Source organism: Embleya sp. NBC_00896, assembly GCF_045207785.1.
Lineage (GTDB): Bacteria > Actinomycetota > Actinomycetes > Streptomycetales > Streptomycetaceae > Embleya.
In genome coordinates this window covers 7,154,074-7,174,065 of the sequence record NZ_CP108776.1, presented here as the reverse complement: position 1 = coordinate 7,174,065, position 19,992 = coordinate 7,154,074, and the positions used below count along the sequence as shown (strand labels likewise).

Sequence of the window (19,992 nt, the reverse complement as noted above, 5' to 3'; positions counted from 1 at the left end):
CGGCCCGCTCCGAGCCTCGTCACACCGTGAACCGTCGACGCGCCGCAGATGTGTGGTCAGTGCGGTGCGCGTTCCATCGAGATCGACGGCGCGGGCGCCGGAGCGGCGGGCGCCGGGCCGGCGGAGATGCCACCGGTCGGGGGGACGACGCTCGTGACGGGCCCCTTCGTCCCCTTCGAGAGCGCCCCTCCGGAACTCGCGGGTGTGTAGCCGCCGGCCGCGAGGCGGGCGGTGATGGCCGATGCCGAATTCGACGCCTGCGGACCCAACGGCTGCTTGACGGCCTTCCCCCCGGGTACGAACGCCTGGGCTCCGGTGCGGTCCGGGGCGACGGTGTGCACACGATACGAACCGGGCGAGCCGGTGCTCATGACCACGGTGCCCTTGCCCGCCTGGGCCGACTCGGCGTTCGCCCGTCCCGTCTCCGTACGCCCCCGCGCGGCCGACGCCTGCGCTTGAGTCGGGGCCTGGGCCTGGGCTTGGGCCTGGACCGGGCGCGGGGTTCGCACATTCGGCGGACGAGCGATGTGGGTGCCCTTGCGGCTCGCGGTCTCGGGCTGGGTGTGCGCGGCGCTCGGCTGGCCGACGGCCGCCACACGGGCGGCGTTGGCCGATGCCGCAGCCGACGCCTGCGGACCCAACGGCTGCTTGACGGCCTTCCCACCGGGCGGTGCGGACGCCTGGGGCATAGCGCGGTTCGGGCCGATGCTGTGCACTCGATATGAACCGGGCGATCCGGTGCCCATGACCATGGTGCCCTTGCCCGCCTGGGCCGACCCGGCGTTCGCCGCGCCATCGCGTTCCATTCGCTGCGCGAAAAACGCGTTCGCTTCGGCCTCCGCCTCGACATGGCGAGCGGCTTCGTGGCGTTCCAATCTGTTCGACACCTCGGCCGCGTCCGCCGCGTCCGGGTGTTCGGCGAGATAGGCGAGATCCTCGGCATAGCGCTGCACACGACCCGCCAGGGTCTGTGCCGGAGTCGCCGCGTCGCCTCGGCCGTCGGCCGCCTGCTGTTCGATGTAGCGCTCCGCGCTCACGTTCTGCCGCATGTCATGGACGTTGCGCGCGCGTTGCACCCACCGCTCGACGAGCGGCGGAGGAGCATCGATCTCCGCCACACGCCGCGACCACCGAGCCGCGAGCCGCTCAATGGCCGACGGGCCGGCCGACGGGCGGGCCGAAGATCTCGACTGTCGGCCGGACTTCCCGGCCGGCTCCTCGCCGGCCTTGATCCACGCCCCGAACGCCCTCCGAGAAATATTTTCGGACACCGTCACGCCCCTTGATCGTCGACTCCCGGCCACCGTCCACGTTAGACCTCGCGAACACCACGCCGCGATCGAACTCGCATCGGTCGCCTCGTCCCGCCCTACGGGGCGCCGGCGGCGCGGCGGTCGAGGGAGTCACCGACCAGGTGGTAGATGGCGTTCGAGGCCGCGTTGTGCTTGTCCACCTCGGCGGGATCGCGGTCCGTGCCGTCCGCGCGACCGGTCATCTCGTAGATGAAGTAGCGATACAACGACTGGCCGCCCGCCGTGTACGCGGCGTCGGGCGCGAACAGCTTGGCCCCGGAATCCGCCGGGGGACTGACCTGGTTGTAGCCGCCGGCGTAGTCCACGGAGAGCGTCGCCGCGGCGGTGGCGGTGGGCATCTCGAGCACGCCGACCGTCGTCTGGACGTTGTTGGCCTTGTCCACGTAGAGCGCGCCGATGGCGCGCCGGCATCCCAGTTTCTTGACCTGTTCGGAGGTTTCGTCCAAGGCGATCGGGCCGCAGTCGCCCTCCAGGACCTTCACGCAGGTCCGCGTGAGGGTCCCTCCCGGGTACTTGTACGAAACTTCGGCGAGGCCAAGGACCTCGTCGGCGGTCAAGGGCTTGGGGTCGGTCACGGCCGAACGCAGATCCTCACGCGAGAGCTTCCCGCGTTCCGGCTTTCCGGTCGCGGTGATGTTCACGCACGGCCTCTTTGTCGGGGAGGCTGTCGGCGAGGTGGGTACGGCGGCCGGAGGTGTGCCGTTCGCGGCCGAAGGCACCGAGCCGGGGGTCTGCGGGCCGCTCGACGGAGGCGGGGCGGACGCGTCCTTCTTCTTGTCGTCGCCGCCGCACGCCGTGGACGTGGTCAGCACCGTCAACGCGCACGCGATCACGGCGAGGCCACGAAACCGCGCGCGTCCGGCGGAAGCGGACGTGGGTGTGGACGCGGCCATCGAACGCCGGTCGTCGCGCGTCCGCTCCCGACGGGAAGGACCTGCGTGGACCGCCGTGCGTTCGATCGCGCGGTGGGCATCACGCGCATCCTGCGGATCGTGCTCGGACATCGGTGGCTCGTTTCGAATCACGGCCGACATTCGCCACCGCTGTCGCCCGGCCGTCCGGCCCGATGAAGCGGCCGGTTCCCGTCGTACCGGCTGACAATCGTCGGAAACCTACCATCGGGCGAACCAGCAAGATCCACTACGTGGGTCGATACCCCGAAATCCGCGCGAATTGGATACGCCGGCACACCGGCAGTCGCTCACCGACACCAACACCGGCTTGGTTCTCCCGGGATGGCAACGGGATCCGCGTCGTCGTCATGCGTGGTCGCGTCCCTTGCCGAGGTCCTTGCCGAGGCCCAGGCCGGAGCCCATGCCCGTGACGCGTGGGTGGGTGATGTGGGTGGTCTGGTTGATGGGCGAGGGCGACCGTTGGACGGAGGGGACGCCCACGGCCGCGATTCCGGCAGGGTTGCGGCCGGCAACGGCCGGCGAGGGCCCTCTGTCCGGTGCGGCGCGTCCGCGCTTGTCCAGGGCGGGACCGCTCCGAGAGATGTTCACGCCGTCGTTCGGGATGGGCCCGGTTTTGGTGTGGATCGCCGGGGCGCTGCGGTCTCGGGCGGGGGGAGCGGGCGAGCGAAGTCCATCGGCGCGCCCGGTGACACCCTCGACGGGGACCGCGCCATCGGTGGCTCGTTGTGCGACCGGCGCCTTGTCCGGTGGGGCGTGGAACCCCACTCCCGCGAGGTCGGCTTCCGACACCTCGGCGCCTTCCGGTGGCTTCGCGAGTTCCGGGGCTCGGTTCGCGACCGGGGCGACGTCCGGTGATTCGCCCTCCTCCCACACCTCGGCGCCTTCCGGTGGGTCGCCGTCCTCCCACACCTCGGCGCCTTCCGGTGGCTTCGCGAGTTCCGGTGCTCGGTACGGGACCGGGGCGGCGTCCGGTGCCTCGCCCTCGAACTCGTCGTACGGGAGGTCGCCTCGCGCGATTCGCGCGTCTCCGGGTCGATCCGAGCCTGAGCGGCCGAACTCGCGCACTGTGGAAGGCCTTTCGGAAGATGGGCGGGACGTCGCAGGATACCGGTCGAGCACACTTTCGTGTTCTCGTCGGGGCGATGTGGGACTTCGCATGGGGCACGGCGGTACTCGGATCACAGCTCCGCCGAGACCGTTCGGTACGCTCGGACACGGCAACTGCCGGTGGGGGCGAGGGGGGCGGGCGGTGCCTTTGGAGGACTGGCTGCGAGCCGGTGCGTCCCCCGACGCGAGTGGCCCACCGCGCCGCAGGGTGATGGTCGACCCCGAAGCGGCGGCTGCGGCCTGGGCGAACAGCCAGGTGCCATTGGGCGTCAGCCATCGAGAGCCCTTCTACGAGGACCTCGTCAACGCGGGCTCGGTCGCCGAGGTCGAGGGGCTGATGCGCAAGGAACTGCGCAGGGCGTCCGGACACGACGTGGATCTGGATCTGACCGGCGGCGACCTGTACACGATGAAGGAAGTCGCATTGGCTTCCGTCCACTGGGCCCGCCTCCATCGTGACGTTCCGTTCCATCGGCTCTCCCTCGCCGATATCCCGCCGGAGAAAAAGGGCGAGGAGCCGCTCGCCGATGCGGATGCTGGGGAAATAAGGCTGAACGTCAAATATTTCGGCGCCGGCAAACGGCCGGAGCTGCTGAACGCGCTTGTGCAGAGCAAAAAGTTCAAGCACCTGCTCACCGGTGACAAATTCGGTGCGGTGCCGGTGATTCTGCATGAGTTGGAGCACCTCCGCGAGATCGCCGTGGGCGAAGGATTCCTGCCGGACCTGCTCAAGACGGACCGGGATTTCACCAAGAAGGCCGAACGGGAACGCGCGGCCTCCTCCCAGCGGCAACTACCCGCGTACACCAAGTCGGCAGAGGCGTTCTTCAAGGAGCGGCCCGCTCTGCGCCTGGTCAACGACCAGACGACCGCACAGCACGTCGGCAAGTACGCGACACGAAACAAGTACGAACTGTTCGCCGAGTCGGGTGCCCGAGTGCATATTTTCGGACGGGGTGCGGACTGGGTCAGCCTGGAGGTCACGCAGGCCGTCGGCCCCGTGGACACGATCGTCGCCGCGGCCCCGCGCCTGAGACTGGCGGTGGCCGACCTGCACTCCAGACTCGACAGGAAGAATGGACTGGCCGCCGGGCACGCGACTTCCCTGCTCCAGCCGTTCGCTCAGCCCACGCCGAAGCAATCGGTGGGGGTCGAGTCGCCGCGACCGGCGTCTGCGGGCCCGAACTCGGGCCCCCCGGGCGTCAGGGGCCTCACGAGCCTGACCGACGTGGTGACGGCGATGGGCTCGGCGACCACACGCCGGGCCACCTCGCCACAGGCCCGAGCCCCCGCGCGCAGCCTCGAATCCGGCCGTGGAAGGCCCGACTTCACGCCCCCTGGCCGCAGGTCGGATCGGGAATCGGGACAGTCCCGTTGATCCGCCGCCCGCGGGTGTCGCAGTCACGGGTCGGCCGACGAGTTCGACAAGCCGCAGTTCCGGGCGATCTCCCTCGGGGGCCGACCGACTCGTGAACACCGGTGCCGCAGCCGTGGCAAATCCATTGCGGGAGCCCCTCGTGGGCGATACCCGAGTAGGGTGATCCGGCCTTTGTGCGAGCACCGGACTCGTGTGACGTGAGGGCGGGTGAAAGCAGTGGCGTGGCTATCGGGAAGTCGAGCCGACCGCAAGGCGCATCGACGGACGATGGACCGTGCGCTCAAGGAGTTTCAATCGATCCAAATGCTGCGGTATCGCATGGATCAGGCCGCCTACGATGCCTCGACGCGCAATGCGAACACCCAACGCCGTACCCCGCGCGGAACCACGCGCGTGGCGGGCGGACCGACCTCGGGTGTCTGAGACGCACGCCGAACCGGGAACGGCGGGGCGAAGCGTCAAGGGCGCGGGACTACTTCGGCTCAGGCCGCGTTCGAGTTCGGGTGCGCAGGCGATTGCCGACGTGCCGCGAGGTTCGGGCGCAGCGGCGAGTCGGGGGCGTTGGTCGGCGTTGAAGGAGGCGGCGGGCCATCTGTGCCGACGCGGCCTGGTTCGTCGGCGCGATCAGCCTGCCCGGGAAGCCTTCGCCGCCAACGGACGTCGAAAAAGACCACTCCGTGGGCGCGGGCGGAGCGCAGCGGGAGTGGGGTGCGCGGGGCGATTCCGGTCGTGCGCTGGAAACGGTGCGAGGGCGGTGGGCACCGGTTCCAGCGCTGCTTGTCGTCGGGTCGTGGGTCGCGAGGGGTCGCGCGTGGCGAGTCGTCGACCGCCCGAGGTGGGGTTGCCGACCCGTTTCGGGTGGAACGCGACGGCGAGGGAGTTCTCGATGGGCTCGCGCGGTTCCGCCGACGGGTCTGTGGCGTGGGAGGGGGGAGGGAGGCTAGGCGACCAGCGTCGGTGCGTCGGTCGCCCGGTCCTGGTCCACCGGGTCCGAGGTGGTGGTGCGGGGCTTCTGGAGGGCGCTCGGGAGGTCGGGGAAGGTGAGGGTCTGGGCGCGGAGGAGGTCTACCGCGGCGCGAGGGGACGGATTTTGCACGCGGAGTTGTTGTGCCGCGCTGCTGCCTTCGTCCAACATCCGTCGGGCGACGGTCCGGACGAAGGCGAGGTCACCGGAGGCGACCAGGTCAGGCATCAGTTCCTCGATCAGCTGCCAGATGACGGTTCGCGCCGAATCGGTGGCCATCGTGGTGGGGTCGATCAGGAGGCCTTCGAGGCCCGAACGGGCGGCTCGCCAGGTCGCGGCGCGCAGCCATGCCTGGGAGTGCTGTGGGGGTCGCTCGCCGCTCTTGGCCGCCCGGACGCCGCGTTCGACGAGGGCGCGGAACAGGACGGCGATCAGGACGGAGGTGTCCACGTCGGGACAGGCGTCGCAGATGCGCATCTCGAGCGTCGGTACGTGCGAGGACAGGCGCAGGTCCTGGTAGTGCATGCCGATGTCGAGGATCACCCTCGAACGGACCATCCCTTCGAGCATGGCGTCGTATTCCTGGGCCGAACCGAAGTTGTCGGCCGGACCCGCCGAGGGCCACCGCTGCCAGAGCATGTTGCGCCAACTCGCGTAGCCGGTGTCATCGCCGAGCCAATAGGGGGAACTGGCGGACAGCGCGAGGAGCGTGGGCAGGTGCGGGGAGATCCAGGACATCGCCCGCGCGGCCACGTCGCGGTCCTCGATGCCGACGTGCACGTGCAGACCGCACACCACCTGTTCCTCCGCCACCAACGCGTAGTCGCGTTTGATCGCCGCGTAGCGGTCGCCCGCGGCCTGCGGGGAGTCCGCGAGGTCCATCAACGGCGCGGTCCCGGAGGCGATCACCGCGACCCCTATCTTCTCGGCGGCTCGGCCCAGGAGCGTCCGGGAGCGGATAAGGTCGGCGCGCAGGTCGGCGAGTTCGAGATGCGGTTCGCTGTTGGTCTCAATGGACGCTTCCTTGGCCTCGCCCGTGAATCCGACCGCCGGGAGTTCGGCGAGCAGTTCCGTGCCGGCCGGGCTCAACCGCCCGGTCCGTCGGTCGACGATGTGAAACTCTTCTTCGACACCCACAGTCCGAATCGACATGTGTCCCCTTGAGATGTGTACCGCGTCGGTCGTTGTGCTCGGCGCGTCCGATGGGCAGCGCCGGATCGGATGCCCGTGTAACGGGACTGCTCGAATCGGTGCGGTGACCGGCACCGGAACCGCGTGGATCGTCAACCACGCGCATCCGGCGAGCCGGATACGCGTGAAGTCGCCAATGCCCTGCGCTCTCGACGGTCGAGGTGCCTCGAGGTCGCGAGAAGCCCGCGCAGGCCCGGGCCGACGGTCGAAGGCGCCCGAAACCCATTGGCCTGCAAGGCCGTTGGACAAGACTGCGACCCCGTGGCCGTACTGCCAAGCCCCACTGGGTCTAGGAAGTCTTGCGCTCAGCGCGCTTGCTTCTGGGCCTCGACCGAGCATAGCCGCAGGATGGGGTGATGGATCCCATTCGTCACCGCACGAATGAGCCCGCGCACGCTGCGGGGCGACGTGGTGCGCAATGTGGCTATCGGTCGCGGGCGGCGGCGCCGAGGATGTTGCCGACCCGCGAGCAGGCTCGAGGGCTTGGATCACCACGCCGTGACCGAGACCGTCCATCGAGCCTGTTCGTCGTGTCCCCACGTCGCCCGACGCGGGTCCGCGGGCGTCACGGGGCGTCACGTGGGCCCGAGGGCACGGCGGCGGGAGGGTCCGACCGCAATGGACACCTTCCGTCCGGTTCCCCTCCCCCCACGAGTTGCCGTGTGTCGCGGTGGTTGGCGTAGCGAACCATGGAACCGGAACCCTCGTCCAGGGTTCGGATCCATCCGATCCCCTCATGAGGTCGTGAGGGAACCGTGATGGGCCCTCACTCTTGGCATCGGAGGCGGTGGATCCCATGATCGACTCCGTGATCCGATACCTACGCACTCGCTCGGCTGTGGCCCTGGGCGCGGTGTCCCTGGCGCTCTGCGGACCCGTGTCCGTCGCAGCGGCCGATCCCGCCCCGCCGGCCGAGGCCCCACCGGCCAAGGTGGAGTTGGTACTCGACCTGTCCGGTTCGATGAAACAGAACGACGCCGGCGGGCAGACCCGCCTGGAGGCCGCCAAGCAGGCGGTGAACCGCATCATCGACGCGGCTCCCGCGAACGCCCAGGTCGGCATCCGCGTCTACGGCGCGGCGTATCCGGGTACGGACAAGGCCCTCGGCTGCGCCGACACCCAACTCCTGGTCCCGGTCGCGGTATTGGGCGAGGGCGCCAAGGCCGCGGCCAGGCAGAAGGTCGCCTCCCTGAACGCCGTGGGATTCACCCCCATCGGCAACGCCCTGCGCGCCGCCTCCGACGACCTCGGCACCCAGGGCGAGCGCCACGTCATCCTCGTCTCCGACGGCGAGGACACCTGCGCGCCTCCGCAACCGTGCGAGGTCGCCAAGGAGTTGAACGCGCGCGGCACCAAACTGACGGTCGACGCGGTCGGGTTCAACGTCTCCGGTGCGGCCCGCGATCAACTCAAGTGTATCTCCACCGCCGGCGGCGGGGCCTACGCCGACGCCAAGGACGTCGACTCGCTGGTGTCCAACATGTCCAGCCTCTTCCGGCGGGCCTGGACCCCCTACGACGCGTCCGGCCGACCCATCCAGGGTGCGACGACGAGCTGTGTGAACGCGCCGATCGTCGAGGACGGTCAGTATCTCGACGCGTTCGTCACCAGTCGCGACCTGTGGTACCGCATTCGCAAGAGTCCGGACGAGGACCTCGCCATCGGCGCCACCGCGATCTTCTCGGAGCGCATGCGCACCGACGACGATCGGGAGAACTCGGCCTTTCTGACCCACTTGTTCATCCGCTCCGGCCCCGCGGACCAACCTCAGAGCTGGCTCCTGAAGGAGGGCGTGGCCCTGGAGGCGAACAACATCGTCACCACCGGCGCGTCCGGTGGGACCAACAGCACTGCCCAGGCACCGGACGGGATCGGCTGTCTGCGGATCTCGCACAACGCCGAGGTCGATCCGCAGCGCAGGATCCTGCTCGAACTCCTGGTCAGCCATCCGAAGCGGCCCGGCGCGGCGACGACGGCAGGCGCTCCCGCACCCGAGCGGACCACACCCGACGCGGCGGCCGTTCCCTCAGGGACCCCCGTCACCGACACCGGTGCCCGGGTCGCCGCGTCCTCCGACGACGAGGACGGCCCCGGCACGGCGGTCACCATCGGTCTGATCGCCGCCGCGGTGCTCGCGGGCGGCGTGTCGGGATCGTTCGTGGCCGGTGCCCGGCGTCGGCAGAGGAGGCAGGCGTGAACGGCTTCATCCGCGTCCGCGCAGCCGCGGCGTCGGCCGGCGGCGTCCTCGCCGCCCTGGCCATGACGGCGGTGGCCGCCACTCCCGCGGCCGCCACGCCTGCGGCCGCCGCGGACAACCCGAGCGGGTTCTCGTTCAACAGCGCGGGCGAGATCGGCCCCGGGGTCCATCGCGAGAGCATGGTCGTGGGCGATTTCCTGTTCTGGCGGGTGTTCGTGCAGCCCGGACAGAAGCTCTCGATCAAGGGGTCCGTCGACATCCCGGCCGACTTCCCGTACAAGCAGGGCCCCCGGTTCATCGTCAACCTCTACAACCCGCTGCGCGAGGCCATTCCGCTCCTGAACAACCCGACGAATCAGCTCGTGCCGGGCACCACGCATCTGGAGGCGTCCTCGGGCGCGTGGACCGTCGGGGACGGCAAGAAGTACGAGAACTTCGACGGCACCAAGGGCTCGTTCAAGGAGTTCAAGGACGACAAGTACGCCCTCCGCGGGTCGTACTACATCCAGATGTCCATCTCGGGTGCCGAGGGACCTCAGCGGGGCATCGTGGTACCGATCAAGCTGGAGGTGTCGGTCGAGGGCACCGTGGTGCAACGTCCGGATCAGCCGGCCGGGCCCGAGGAGGCCCCCCGACCGGCGGAAGGCACGGTCCCCGGCGCGCCGCCGGCCCGGACCGAGACGCCCGTGCGGGGTACCGCGCCTGCGGCGGCCGGTGCGGACGGCCGCGACACGTCCTCCGTGGCCTCGGATTGGGGCGTACCGGGGGGCGGCGCGGTCCTCGCGTTCCTGCTCGCGGCCGGCCTCGGCTACGCGCTGCGTCGTCGGTTCGCCGTCGCCGCGCCCGTACCGGCCTCGCCGTGGAGCGCGCACACGACCGCGGCCGCTCCGACGCACACGCCCGGCGTGGCGACACCTCCCGTCGCGCCGAACCCGTCGGTGTCCTCCGGGTACCCGGGATTCGAGCCCGTGTCGCCGCCCGCGCCCCCGCCCGCGCCCCCGGTCGCGCCGCCCGTCCCCGAGCCCCCCGCCACCTCGCCGCCGGCGTTGACCTGGCGCCCCGGCGGCGCCGAGCACGCTCCCGGGACGGCCCCCGAATCGGACGAGGTGACCCAGGCGTTCGAGAGCCCCCGACGCCCGGAGCACCCACCCGGCGCGGCGCCGCGTTCGGACTGAGCTCCGGATCGACGACGAGAGCGCGTGTCGAGCACGAGGCCCTTCTGATGCCCCGGTGGTGTCGCCACCGGGGCACCGGTCACGTCGACCAGCGCAGCGCCGTGTCGGGGTCGGCGTCGTCGAGGACGCGGTTGCGCAGGCGTTCGTGGAGCGTGTCGCGCAGGTGGAGGACGCGCGGGGCCGTGGAGCCGGGGAGGAGCGGGCCCCGGTAGCGGGCGAGGAGGGTGTCGATCGGGGTGGTGGGGTTGGACAGGGCGCGGTCCAGATCGAGGAAGTCGGCCTCGTGCTCGCCGGTCAGGCGGTAGGGGTCGGAGGCCAGGCGGTGGCCCAGGATCGGGCGCAGCCGGGCGAGTTCGGCACGGACGGTGGCCGGCCGACCGGTGGGGCCGTAGACCGCCTCGGTGATCGCCTTCGCGGTCATCCCGCCCGGTTCGCTCAGCAGCGCCGTGACGATCTCGGCGTGCCGGCGGGTGAGTTCGTGGGTGGTACCGGCGATCTCCAACCGGGCCCGGCGCAGGCCCAGGGCCTGGAAGCGCAGCGGCGCGGTGGTCACCGGGCCGGATGCGGCGTCCTCGGCGATCAGCAGGTACAGGCCGCCCGCGGCGAGGCGTTCGACGAGGACGACCTGCCCGCCGGGAAGCAGCATGGGGCCTTCGCGCGGGGGCCCCGGCAGGCGGTTGGGCAGCCAGCCGGGCGGGTCCGAACGCACGATGTGCCCCTGGGGGTCGGCGATCGCGCTCCTGGTGCCGAGCCGGCGCGCGATCCGCTCCACGTAGCGGGTGCTCACCCGGGCCGCCTCGCGCAGCCGGGTCGTCTCCAGCTCCGATTCGGCGAGTCTGCGCGCGGTGTCGAGCAGGGGTATCGCCAGCGGCTGCCAGTGCCGTTCGGGGCAGGTGAAGTCGAGGATGCCGAGCAGTTCACCGCTGGCCGGATCGTGGATGGGTGTGGCCGTGCACGTGTACGCGGTGGCCGCGGACAGGAAGTGTTCGGCGCCGTACACCTGGAACGGCCGGCCGGTCGCCAGCGCCGTGCCCACCCCGCTGGTGCCGGCCGCCGCCTCGCTCCACAGTGCCCCGGGCAGCAGGTGCACGCGCTCGGACGCGCGCAGTGTGGGGTGATCCGCCTGGACCCACAGCAGATGTCCCCGGGCGTCGCTGAGGAACAGGAGTCGGCCCGGGTCGGCGATCAGACCGCCGAGTGAGCGACGCAGCAGCGGCCAGATCCCGGTGAGCGGGTGTGCCTCGCGGCGCCGGGCCAGTTCGTCGTCGTCGAGGGTCACCGGCGGGAGGTAGGCGTCGGGCGGCAGCCCCTGTCGGCGTGCCCGCGACCACGAGGCCCGGATCGGATCCCGGACGCCCGAAGCCGAGCCGCCGCCCAGAGCTCGATCGCGCGTCTCCGGTTGTCCCGCCATGGGTCCATCATGCCGGCGCGGGCGGAACTTGGCGGGCTTGGGCGGCGAAAGCTGCCGTGTGCGCGAGGGACGGCACGCGAAGGGATGGTGTACGCGAGGGCTCGGTACGCGGAGTCCGAAGTTGCAACGTTGGTGCAACCCCCCTCCGGTGTCTGGTGGACGGGCGGCTCGCGCGCGCACACTGCCGCAGCGCGGGTCGGCGACCCGGCGGCCGAGACCGGAGGAGAGAGCGTGCCCTATCTGGAGTTGTCCGACGCCGTTCCGCTGTACTACGAGGAGCACGGCGCGGGCCGCCCGGTCCTGCTGTTGCACGGCTGGACGATGAACAGCACGTTCTGGTCGGGCAACATCGCCGCTCTGGCGGCGGAGAACCGGGTGATCGTCGCGGACTTCCGCGGCCACGGACGCTCGGGCAAGACTCCCGAGGGCCATTCCCTGGACCAGTACGCCCGGGACGTGCGCGAGTTGGTGCGGGCGCTGGATCTGTCCGAGCTGACCATCGTGGGTTGGTCCATGGGCACCGCCGTGCTGCTCTCCTACGTGCGGCAGTTCGGGTGCGAGGGATTGCGCGGCGCGGTGTTCGTCGACCAGTCGCCGCGCTTCATGGACGCGCCCGGCTGGGAGTTCCCTTTGCTGGGTGGCTACTCCGCCACCGATCTGGCGGTGTTCGCGCAGACCGTGCGGTACGCCAGGCCGGTGGCGATCAAGCCGTTCATCGAGGCGTGCTTCGCCGAGCCGCCGGCGGCGGAGGCGGTGGACGCCGCGTACGCGGAGACCACCCAGACGCACACCTCCTCCGCGCTGGACATCTGGATGGACATGGCGCACTCCGACTGGCGGCCGGTGCTGCCTTCGGTGACGGTGCCGACCCTCCTGGTATACGGCGAGCGCAGTCGGATCTTCCCCGGGGAGCTGGCCGATTGGCTGGCCGGGGAGTTGCCCGACGCGCGCGTCGAGAAGTTCACGGCGAGCGGACATGTGCCCTTCGTGGAGGAGCGCGAGCACTTCGACGCCGTCGTCACGGAATTCCTCCGTCGCTGATCTCCCGGGAGGTACGGAGGATGCTGCGGGACCGCCCGGCGGGTACCCCCGCCTCGCCCGACCGGGCGGGCCCGCGACCCGAGAATCGGGAAGGCCGATGATTGTGATGTCTCAGCGGACCACGGAACGCCGCTCCCCCGTCGGTTGCCCGCCGGACGAGAGACCTTCGGTGCGCGTGCCCTCGGCGCGATCGCCCGAGATGCGCACCGATGTCCCCCATCCCGCCCGCATGTACGACTACTACCTCGGCGGCAAGGACAACTTCGCGGTCGACCGCGGCACCGCCGAGGCCGTACTCGCGCTGGCGCCGGAGGTCCGCGGGATGGCCCTGGCGAATCGGGCCTTCCTGCGTCGCGCGGTGACGTTCGCGACCGGTTTCGGCATCCGGCAGTTCCTCGACATCGGGGTGGGTCTGCCTGCGGCCGGCGACACGTACGAGTGCGCGGTGCTCGGGACGGATCAGGCGCGGGCGGTGTACGTCGACAACGATCCGATGGTGCTCGCGCACGCGCGGGCGCTGTCCACCCGGCCGGGTCGGGTGCGGGTGGTGGAGGGCGATCTCCGGGACCCCGGCACGCTGGTGCAACGGGCGGCCGGGCGGGCGGGGTTGGATTTCGATCGGCCGGTGGCGGTGGTTCTCACCGCGGTGCTGCACTACCTGTCGGACGCGGACGATCCACGGTCCCTGGTGGGCCGGTTGATGGCGGCGACGGCGCCCGGCAGCGTGCTGGTGCTCTCGCACGCCGCCGCCGATCTGCGTCCGGAGGCGGCCCGGACGACGGCCGAGGCGTATCGGCACTCGGCGGCCCCACTGTTCCCGCGTTCCGCCCGGGAGGTGGGCGCGCTGTTCACCGGACTGAGCATGGTCGAACCGGGGCTGGTGCCGATCTCGTCCTGGCGCGCCGACCGGCTGCCGCGCATGCTTGACGAGCGGCAGTGGATGTACGCGGGCGTCGGCCTCAAGCCGCCGCCGAAGGGTCGGTGGGAGTGTTCGGGCGCCGCGCGTGGCATGCCCCCCTTCCGGCGTTCGTGTCTGTGAGGCGGTGTCCGGGCCCGACAGGGCCTGGGGCGGTTGTGTGTTCGGCGTCCGACACGGGCGCGGTGGAGTGTCGACGTGGCGCGGGTTCTACCGGCGGATTTACCCGACCGTAGTACCCGCGCCGTCCTTCTTCGGTGGTTGGTACGTCGCGACGATGGGCGCTGTTGCCCGGACGCCGTCGGGTGGTTCGCGGCGGCAGGCGGTGCGGTGGGGAACCCCTCGGGTGCCCGGTTCCGTCGGCGTCCCGCCGAGCCGATGAAGGAGTCGCTGTGCTCAAGCTGAGCATCCAAGAGGAATTCCACACCGTGGACCTGGCCACCAAGCGCATGGTCTCGTCGGCGCCCGCGCTCCTGGAGCGACTTCCGGCCGGTGCCTTCGTCGGCGCGGCCAAGGAGTCGACGGTAGGAATCGTCACCTCGCCGCACGCGGATCTGACCGCCGCCCGCGCGGAGTTGGTGGATCTGCGCGGAACCCTGGTGTACCGGGCCGCCGGGCTGCGGCTGGGTGTATTGGCCGGCGGAACCGCGCCGATGATGAGCACGGCGGACGTACGAACCGCCCCCGACGCCCGATACACGACCCTGGACCGCGAATGGGCGGAGCCGGCCCGCGACTGGATCACGTGTGGAACGCACGTCCACGTCGAGGTCGAGAACCGGGACGTGGCGGCCCGGGCGCTCGCGTGGATCACGCCGCATCTGTCGACGCTGTCGGCCATGTCGGCGAGTTCGCCGTTCTGGGCCGGACGCGACACGGGCTACGCGAGCTGGCGACGGATGTGCGTGGAGCGCCTGCCCACGGCCGGCCCGATGGGGCCGCTGCGGTCCGCGCGAGAGTACGACGAGTTGATCGCGACTCTGGAAGCGATCGGCGTCGCGCCCGACGGCGATATGTTCTACCCCGCACTGCGCCTGTCACGGCAGGCGCCCACGCTCGAACTGCGGGTCTGCGACGCGATCGCCGACGTCGAGACGACCATCGCGATCGCCGCCCTGTTCCGCGCGCTCTGCGGGTACGCCTGCCGCGCCGTCGCCGCCGACCGGACGCCTCCGCTGCCCTCGCCCATGATCGCCCGAGGTGCGATGTGGCGGGCGGCGCGCTCCGGGCTCGAGCACGACCTGATCGACCCCGTGGCCGCGGTGACTCTTCCCGCGGCCACGGTGGTCCGCGGCCTGGTGGCCGAGATGGCACCGTACTTGCGCGAATGCGGCGACCTCGACGCGGTCGAGGGCGCTGTCGAGCCGCTGCTGGCCCGCGGTTCCGGAGCCGCCCGGCAACGCCGGGCCGCGCGGGAGGGCGGCCTGGCCTCGGTCGTCGACCAGGTCTTGGCGGAGACCATGGCGTGCGTGGTCGTCTCGGACACCGCGCCGCCGCCCGCGCACCCGCTCGACATCGCCCGGGGCTGACCGGCAGGATCGGTCGGCGTTCCGTGTCGAATCACGAACTCCCTTTATTACTCACGTGTTTACCTGTTCACGGTGCCCGACGCGGCCTGTTGTCGGACAGTCGCGGCCCGCGAGGATTGGGGCATGCCGCAGAAAGCTCAAGAGGCCACACGCGAACGCAGATCGAAGAAGACGGCGAGTATTCGGACCCGGCGCCCCGGCCTCCTCGTAGGGGTGGAGGGCTTCGAGGCGCACGACGTCAGTTCGGCGCTGTTGCGTTCGATCACCTCTCCCCCGCGCATCTTCGTCGGGTCGGCGCGCGAGCCCAACGCCCGACCGGATTTCGCCACCTTGATGGCACTGGCCGAGGCGGCCGGGGGTGAACCCTACATTCGCGGCGGCCGATCCGCCTCCGAGACCCTCACAGTGATCGCGATGCAGACCCACCGCTACGAATCGGCCCGGCTGTTCCTCGCCGCCGGGCGCACGGTCGTCGAGCAGCGCGGCGTCTACACCGCGGCGGTCGAGGACGCGGTCACCCGTCATCCCGGTGATCTCGAGCAGGCCCACCAGGCGGCACGTCGGTTCCTGACCACCGTCGCCGAGTGGCGACCGCTTCCCGGGGTCGTGTTGCTGAGTACGGACGAACCGCAGGCAATCGTCAAGCGGTTGCGCCTGAACGACCAGGAGAAGACCCTGGATCCGGCCCAACTCCTGGAGAAGGCCCAGCTGTTCGAGCTGCTCGTGGGCGACGACCCGGCCCGGTTCCGCACCTTCGACCGGCGGGAGATCGGCGAGGCTCGGGTGGACGAGGCCGTGCGGGACTGGCTGACCCGAGTCCTCCCGGAGGAAATGGGCCCGCAGGCGGTCTGAGCACCCACCCACGAACCGGTGCCGTGGCCGGAAGGGTTCACCGAGAACCGGTGAACCCTTCCGGCCACGGCACCGGCGGCGACCGGCATTCACGGCGTCCGACCGCAACGGCCGCGCCCGCACGTCACGTGTTGCCCCACTCACATGCCGAGCGGGGCAACACGTGACGTGCGGGCGCACGTCGTGGGACTACTACGATGCTCAGCCGCCGTAGGACGGCCGCGCGGAGCACGTGGGCCGGCCCGAGTGCCGATCGAGTTCGCGACGCGGGCCCAGCGGGCCGCGCGATGCCCAGGGGGCCGCGGTGCGATAGCCGCCCCTGGTACCGCCGCCGCGGCCTTGGTTGTACGGCATGGCGAAGCAGATCATGTCGGTTTCCTTCCGTTGTCGAGCCGATCCCGGGGAATGGGAAGCGTTCGTGAGCCGGGGGTTCAGGTGTCTCGTGACGGCCGTCGGCGCAGGAGCAGTACCGTGAGGCCGGCGCCGAGCAGGATCGCGGCGGCCACTCCTCCCGCCCAGACCAGCGGGCCGCCGAAGGCCGCGGATTCCTCGTCCTTCGCGGACGAGTGGGCGAGGTCGCGTTGGGTTCGGGTCGGGGTCTTCGTGGCCGGGGCGCTCGCCGGCGGGTTCGACCCGTGAGCGGAATCGGGCGCCTGCCCGCCCGGCGCGTACACCGGGCCGGGCTCCTTGGTGCCGGCCACCGAAACGTCGACGGCCAGCGAGCGCGACTCCCCTTCGCCCTGGGCCGCCACGGCGATGTAGTACCAGCCGGGCAGCATGTCGGCGACCTCTTGTTGCCCGTCGCTGCGGTTGAGGAAGCGCACCGGGCGCGTGGCGAAGGGGTCCATTCCCTTGGCGAAGATGTGCTCGGTGTCGTGCACGCCCCACGCGTCCTGGGCCAACTGTTTGCGAATGGGATTGTAGAAGTGGGTCTGTACTCGGGTGAGCTCCTTCCCGCCGCCGACCCGGGTCTGGAAAGCGAGGCTCTGGCCCCAGTCGAGGCGGACCCGGAAGAAGGCCCACTCCCCCGGCGCGATGGTGTCGGTGTAGTGGCCGGAGCCCGGCAGGGTCGTCGCCGCCGCGAACGAGCCGCCGCCGATCACCGGTTGCGCGGCGCCGCCGGGCTCGGTGTAGCGCGCGATGTCGGCCTCGGCCGGACCCTTGTCCAGGGCCTGCGGTTCGAGCAGGACCTCGACTTCGAGCGGCACCGGAGGGCCCGTTCCTCGGCGGGTCACCGAGAACACCTGCCGGCCCGGTCGCCCGCAGCCGTTGCCGCCCGCACCGGACGCCGTCCACCGCACGGATGCCGTGACGACCTTCGACAGGTCCTGGTCGAACCCGGTGTCCGAGGCACAGAAGCTGTTGCCGCGCTCGCCGAGCTGCTTGACGTCGAGCGCCTCGAGGCCCTTGACCTTGCTGACGGTGGTGCCCGAGACATAGGCGGTATAGCCCGCCGGCACGTCCACGGAGTAGTACTTCACCTGCTTGTCCGTGAGTTCGTCCAGGTAGCTCCCGGGAACCAGGGCCGCGGCACGGGCCGGATCCGGTCCGCCGTCGACCGCGATTCCCGTCGGTTCGTAGCTGCGCAACGCTCGCTGGGTCAGCGGGGCGAGCGTGTCGAGTTCGGCCGCGTGTGCGGGCGGTCCGGCGGGGAGTGCCGAAGCGGCGCACAACGCGACCGCGAGGGCGACGGCCGCGCGAGCCGGGAGTGCTCTCGATCTCATTCCGGAAATGTAGAGCGAATTGCAGTCGCAAACAAGAGATTCGCGAGTAGAAATCTCAGTGAAGTGCGCCGTCGGCTCGACATGCCGATCCGTCCACCCGATGGGCCTACGAAGGGCCCACCACTGAGCCGCACTCCGCATGCTCGGAACTTCGCACCGCACACGATCGAACGCAAAATGGATCATTGCAGTTGCAAATATCTTTCCATGGTCCGCGACATGTCCGCCGCTGTCCGCTGGACGGGCTCGGTTCGCGGCGCGATGCTGTCTGCGTCCCGGGCGGTCGGGCTGCCGCAGCGCCGGCCGACGTCGAACCCGCCCCCTGGGTGACGACCCTCCGGAGTTACCAGGCGATATACCCAAGTCGGGTAATCCAGTCGTCCTTTCCGGATGCGGATCGACTCGCGAGACTCCTCGGCGAGTGCTCTTCCCCGGTCGGCCGACGGTCTTCGGTCGCGCCGGCGGTCGCACGGCGGCCCGGTCAGGCGCCGTGTATGGGGCGTCGACGGATCGACAGCCGACCCGCTCTCCCGCGGCGGCAGAGCCTTTTCGCGTCCCCGACCGGGTTGCTGCACACCTGGACGACCGGCGGAGGTGCCACCCATGCACACGGCAAACGCGGGGACTCGGGTCGCGTCATCGCGGCAAACGAATCCGTTCGAGCGCGAGCACGAGCCGAGTGTGCCCGCAGAAACTCGTGTGGCCGTTCTGCCGGGCGGAGCGGCTCACGAGACGACCGCCGAACGGCGCACCCGCGATCTGCTCACCGCGCAGCGCCTGGCGACCGGACCGAACGCGACTCGCGACCTGCTGCGCTGGCTCGCCCGTCGGGCCGGCCTGCATCTGCGGATCGTGGACCCGACCGGAGTCGTGCGGCACGAGGCCGGCAAGGACGCCGAGTACCGGCGCCGCCAGGGCGGTTCGGAGCGCCCCTGCTACGACTTCTCGATCGGCCTGGGAGCCGGTGGCGAACAGGACGTGTCGCAGGGCACCCTCCACATCGTCGCCCACGCGACGACACCGGATCGCACCGGTGTCGTTCTCAGCGACGTCGTGCGCCTGATCGGGTGGGCCTGGCGCGCGGAGCGATCGACGATCCACGCGCCGCGCCCCGCGGAGGCGAGCCCGCGTGGTCGAGGGGCGATCGTGCGACTGCTCCTCGGCGGACACGCGTTCGCGGCCACGGAAGTGGCCGCCGCGCTCGGGACGCGGCTGCCCGACCGGCTGGTCGTACTCGTCGTGGAGTCCCCGCAGGAACACCGTCACGCCGTGGAACGCCACGTGGGTCGCCTGTGGAACGAGGGAATCTGGGTCGCCCCGAGCCCGGACCGGGCCGATCACACGGTAGTCCTGGTCCCGGCCGATCAGGCGCCTCGGACCGGGATCGACGCGCGACACGGCGACACCGACGGCCGTCGTTGCCCCGGTGCCGATCGCGTGGCGCGCGACCTGGTCCACGCCCACGGGAATCTCTTCGTCGGGGCAAGTGGCGTGCTCGCCCTCGACGAGGTGGCCGTGGGCCGCCAACAGGCCCTGCAGGCACTGTCCGTGGCTCGCGGAACCGTGGCACCGGTTGCCCGATACGGCGAGCGGGTCACCCCGGAGGAACTGATCGGTTCCCCCGGCCGGGCCTGGGCCCGCGCGCGGCTGGCGTCACTGACCGACTATCGGCCCGCACGACGGGCCGATCCGACCGCGCGCGAGTTGAGCGAGACGCTGGCGAGCTGGCTGCTGTGGGGCAACCGCGCCGCACGCAGATTGGGCGTCCACCGCAACACCCTGTCGGCTCGCCTGAGAGTCGTGGAGACACTGTTGGACGCGGACCTCGGTTCCCTGTCGGTGCGGGCCGAACTGTCCCTGGCGCTCAGGAATCTCGATCTGCCGAGCGGCCCGGGATCGTCGCTCGAACCCGATTCCGCCGAGGACCGCGATCCCATGGGTCCGGTGCCGAGGCTGCGGGATCTGCTGGCGCTGCCACAGGTGCTCGACTGGGCGGAAGACCGGCTGCGTCCCCTCCTGCACAGCCCGTTCTCGAACGACTTGGACACCTTGCGGACCTGGCTCGCCCACGACGGCCGAATCGCCCCCACGGCCGCGGCGCTGGACATCTCCGGGCCGGGTCTGCGCAAGCGCCTGCTCCGCGTCGAGGAACGATTGGGCCTGGAGCTGATCGGCTCTCCCGCCGCCCGGATCGACGTGTGGATCGCGCTGCGCGTGTACGAGGCCCGGGAGCCGGCGGCCGGCACGCGAGCGTAGCCCCCGACGTTCCCTCCCGCGACG

At 71.0% G+C, this 19,992-nt stretch carries 16 protein-coding genes; 9 read left to right on the top strand and 7 right to left on the bottom strand.

Annotated elements, in window-relative coordinates; all coding sequences use genetic code 11:
* Window positions 1–56 precede the first annotated feature (56 nt).
* From OG928_RS31950 to OG928_RS31940, 3 genes are all read right to left on the bottom strand, one after another.
* Complete coding sequence (locus OG928_RS31950; RefSeq protein WP_406290273.1) at window positions 57–1,049, bottom strand: hypothetical protein; 993 nt, start codon at window positions 1,047–1,049, stop codon at window positions 57–59.
* A 320-nt stretch (window positions 1,050–1,369) separates the two neighbouring features.
* Window positions 1,370–2,317 (bottom strand): hypothetical protein, encoded by a 948-nt coding sequence (locus tag OG928_RS31945; RefSeq protein ID WP_406290271.1) that lies wholly within the window; start codon window positions 2,315–2,317, stop codon window positions 1,370–1,372.
* A 255-nt stretch (window positions 2,318–2,572) separates the two neighbouring features.
* On the bottom strand, window positions 2,573–3,292 hold the full coding sequence (locus OG928_RS31940; protein ID WP_406290269.1) for a hypothetical protein: 720 nt from the start codon (window positions 3,290–3,292) through the stop codon (window positions 2,573–2,575).
* Window positions 3,293–3,542: 250 nt separating this feature from the next.
* Here OG928_RS31940 and OG928_RS31935 point away from each other — a divergent pair, with 250 nt between their 5' ends.
* Window positions 3,543–4,712 carry a hypothetical protein gene (locus OG928_RS31935; RefSeq protein ID WP_406290267.1) on the top strand — a complete coding sequence of 390 codons (1,170 nt, stop codon included), beginning with the start codon at window positions 3,543–3,545 and terminating at the stop codon, window positions 4,710–4,712.
* Window positions 4,713–4,979: 267 nt separating this feature from the next.
* Window positions 4,980–5,135 (top strand): hypothetical protein, encoded by a 156-nt coding sequence (locus tag OG928_RS31930; protein ID WP_406290265.1) that lies wholly within the window; start codon window positions 4,980–4,982, stop codon window positions 5,133–5,135.
* A 517-nt stretch (window positions 5,136–5,652) separates the two neighbouring features.
* Here the strand turns inward: OG928_RS31930 and OG928_RS31925 are convergent.
* Window positions 5,653–6,828, bottom strand: a complete 1,176-nt coding sequence (locus OG928_RS31925; protein WP_406290263.1) for a glutamate--cysteine ligase — start codon at window positions 6,826–6,828, stop codon at window positions 5,653–5,655.
* A gap of 835 nt (window positions 6,829–7,663) precedes the next feature.
* On the opposite strand from OG928_RS31925, the gene OG928_RS31920 reads away from it, so the two are divergent.
* Together OG928_RS31920 and OG928_RS31915 are read left to right on the top strand one after the other, a co-directional pair.
* Window positions 7,664–9,064, top strand: coding sequence for a VWA domain-containing protein (locus OG928_RS31920; RefSeq protein WP_406290261.1), 1,401 nt, complete (start codon window positions 7,664–7,666; stop codon window positions 9,062–9,064).
* Window positions 9,061–10,239 carry a hypothetical protein gene (locus OG928_RS31915; RefSeq protein ID WP_406290258.1) on the top strand — a complete coding sequence of 393 codons (1,179 nt, stop codon included), beginning with the start codon at window positions 9,061–9,063 and terminating at the stop codon, window positions 10,237–10,239. Before OG928_RS31920 ends, OG928_RS31915 begins: the two co-directional genes overlap by 4 nt.
* Window positions 10,240–10,318: 79 nt before the next feature.
* Here the strand turns inward: OG928_RS31915 and OG928_RS31910 are convergent, their stop codons facing one another.
* Window positions 10,319–11,650, bottom strand: coding sequence for a GAF domain-containing protein (locus OG928_RS31910; protein ID WP_406290256.1), 1,332 nt, complete (start codon window positions 11,648–11,650; stop codon window positions 10,319–10,321).
* 132 nt (window positions 11,651–11,782) lie between these two features.
* Between OG928_RS31910 and OG928_RS31905 the strand changes: the two genes are divergently transcribed.
* From OG928_RS31905 to OG928_RS31890, 4 genes are all read left to right on the top strand, one after another.
* Window positions 11,783–12,691, top strand: coding sequence for an alpha/beta fold hydrolase (locus OG928_RS31905; protein ID WP_406291317.1), 909 nt, complete (start codon window positions 11,783–11,785; stop codon window positions 12,689–12,691).
* 199 nt (window positions 12,692–12,890) lie between these two features.
* A complete protein-coding gene (locus OG928_RS31900) occupies window positions 12,891–13,730 on the top strand; it encodes an SAM-dependent methyltransferase (RefSeq protein ID WP_406290254.1) in 840 nt (279 codons plus the stop codon).
* 269 nt (window positions 13,731–13,999) lie between these two features.
* Entirely contained in the window at window positions 14,000–15,136 is a 1,137-nt protein-coding gene (locus OG928_RS31895) for a YbdK family carboxylate-amine ligase (protein WP_406290252.1), read from the top strand.
* Between the two features lie 123 nt (window positions 15,137–15,259).
* Window positions 15,260–15,988 (top strand): hypothetical protein, encoded by a 729-nt coding sequence (locus OG928_RS31890; RefSeq protein WP_406290250.1) that lies wholly within the window; start codon window positions 15,260–15,262, stop codon window positions 15,986–15,988.
* Between the two features lie 201 nt (window positions 15,989–16,189).
* Here OG928_RS31890 and OG928_RS31885 read toward each other — a convergent pair whose 3' ends face one another.
* Together OG928_RS31885 and OG928_RS31880 are read right to left on the bottom strand one after the other, a co-directional pair.
* The gene (locus tag OG928_RS31885; RefSeq protein WP_406290248.1) at window positions 16,190–16,357 is read right to left on the bottom strand and encodes a hypothetical protein; all 168 of its coding nucleotides are present in this window, start codon (window positions 16,355–16,357) and stop codon (window positions 16,190–16,192) included.
* 62 nt (window positions 16,358–16,419) lie between these two features.
* Entirely contained in the window at window positions 16,420–17,712 is a 1,293-nt protein-coding gene (locus OG928_RS31880; protein WP_406290246.1) for a hypothetical protein, read from the bottom strand.
* A gap of 699 nt (window positions 17,713–18,411) precedes the next feature.
* On the opposite strand from OG928_RS31880, the gene OG928_RS31875 reads away from it, so the two are divergent.
* On the top strand, window positions 18,412–19,968 hold the full coding sequence (locus OG928_RS31875; RefSeq protein ID WP_406290244.1) for a helix-turn-helix domain-containing protein: 1,557 nt from the start codon (window positions 18,412–18,414) through the stop codon (window positions 19,966–19,968).
* Window positions 19,969–19,992: the final 24 nt, after the last annotated feature.

Coding starts and splice junctions, on each gene's coding strand:
- OG928_RS31950 (WP_406290273.1), bottom strand. CDS start 1,049: ATGCGGCAGAACGTGAGCGCGGAGCGCTACATCGAACAGCAGGCGGCC.
- OG928_RS31945 (WP_406290271.1), bottom strand. CDS start 2,317: ATGTCCGAGCACGATCCGCAGGATGCGCGTGATGCCCACCGCGCGATC.
- OG928_RS31930 (WP_406290265.1), top strand. CDS start 4,980: ATGGACCGTGCGCTCAAGGAGTTTCAATCGATCCAAATGCTGCGGTAT.
- OG928_RS31925 (WP_406290263.1), bottom strand. CDS start 6,828: ATGTCGATTCGGACTGTGGGTGTCGAAGAAGAGTTTCACATCGTCGAC.
- OG928_RS31920 (WP_406290261.1), top strand. CDS start 7,664: ATGATCGACTCCGTGATCCGATACCTACGCACTCGCTCGGCTGTGGCC.
- OG928_RS31910 (WP_406290256.1), bottom strand. CDS start 11,650: ATGGCGGGACAACCGGAGACGCGCGATCGAGCTCTGGGCGGCGGCTCG.
- OG928_RS31900 (WP_406290254.1), top strand. CDS start 12,891: ATGCGCACCGATGTCCCCCATCCCGCCCGCATGTACGACTACTACCTC.
- OG928_RS31890 (WP_406290250.1), top strand. CDS start 15,260: ATGCCGCAGAAAGCTCAAGAGGCCACACGCGAACGCAGATCGAAGAAG.
- OG928_RS31885 (WP_406290248.1), bottom strand. CDS start 16,357: ATGATCTGCTTCGCCATGCCGTACAACCAAGGCCGCGGCGGCGGTACC.
- OG928_RS31880 (WP_406290246.1), bottom strand. CDS start 17,712: ATGAGATCGAGAGCACTCCCGGCTCGCGCGGCCGTCGCCCTCGCGGTC.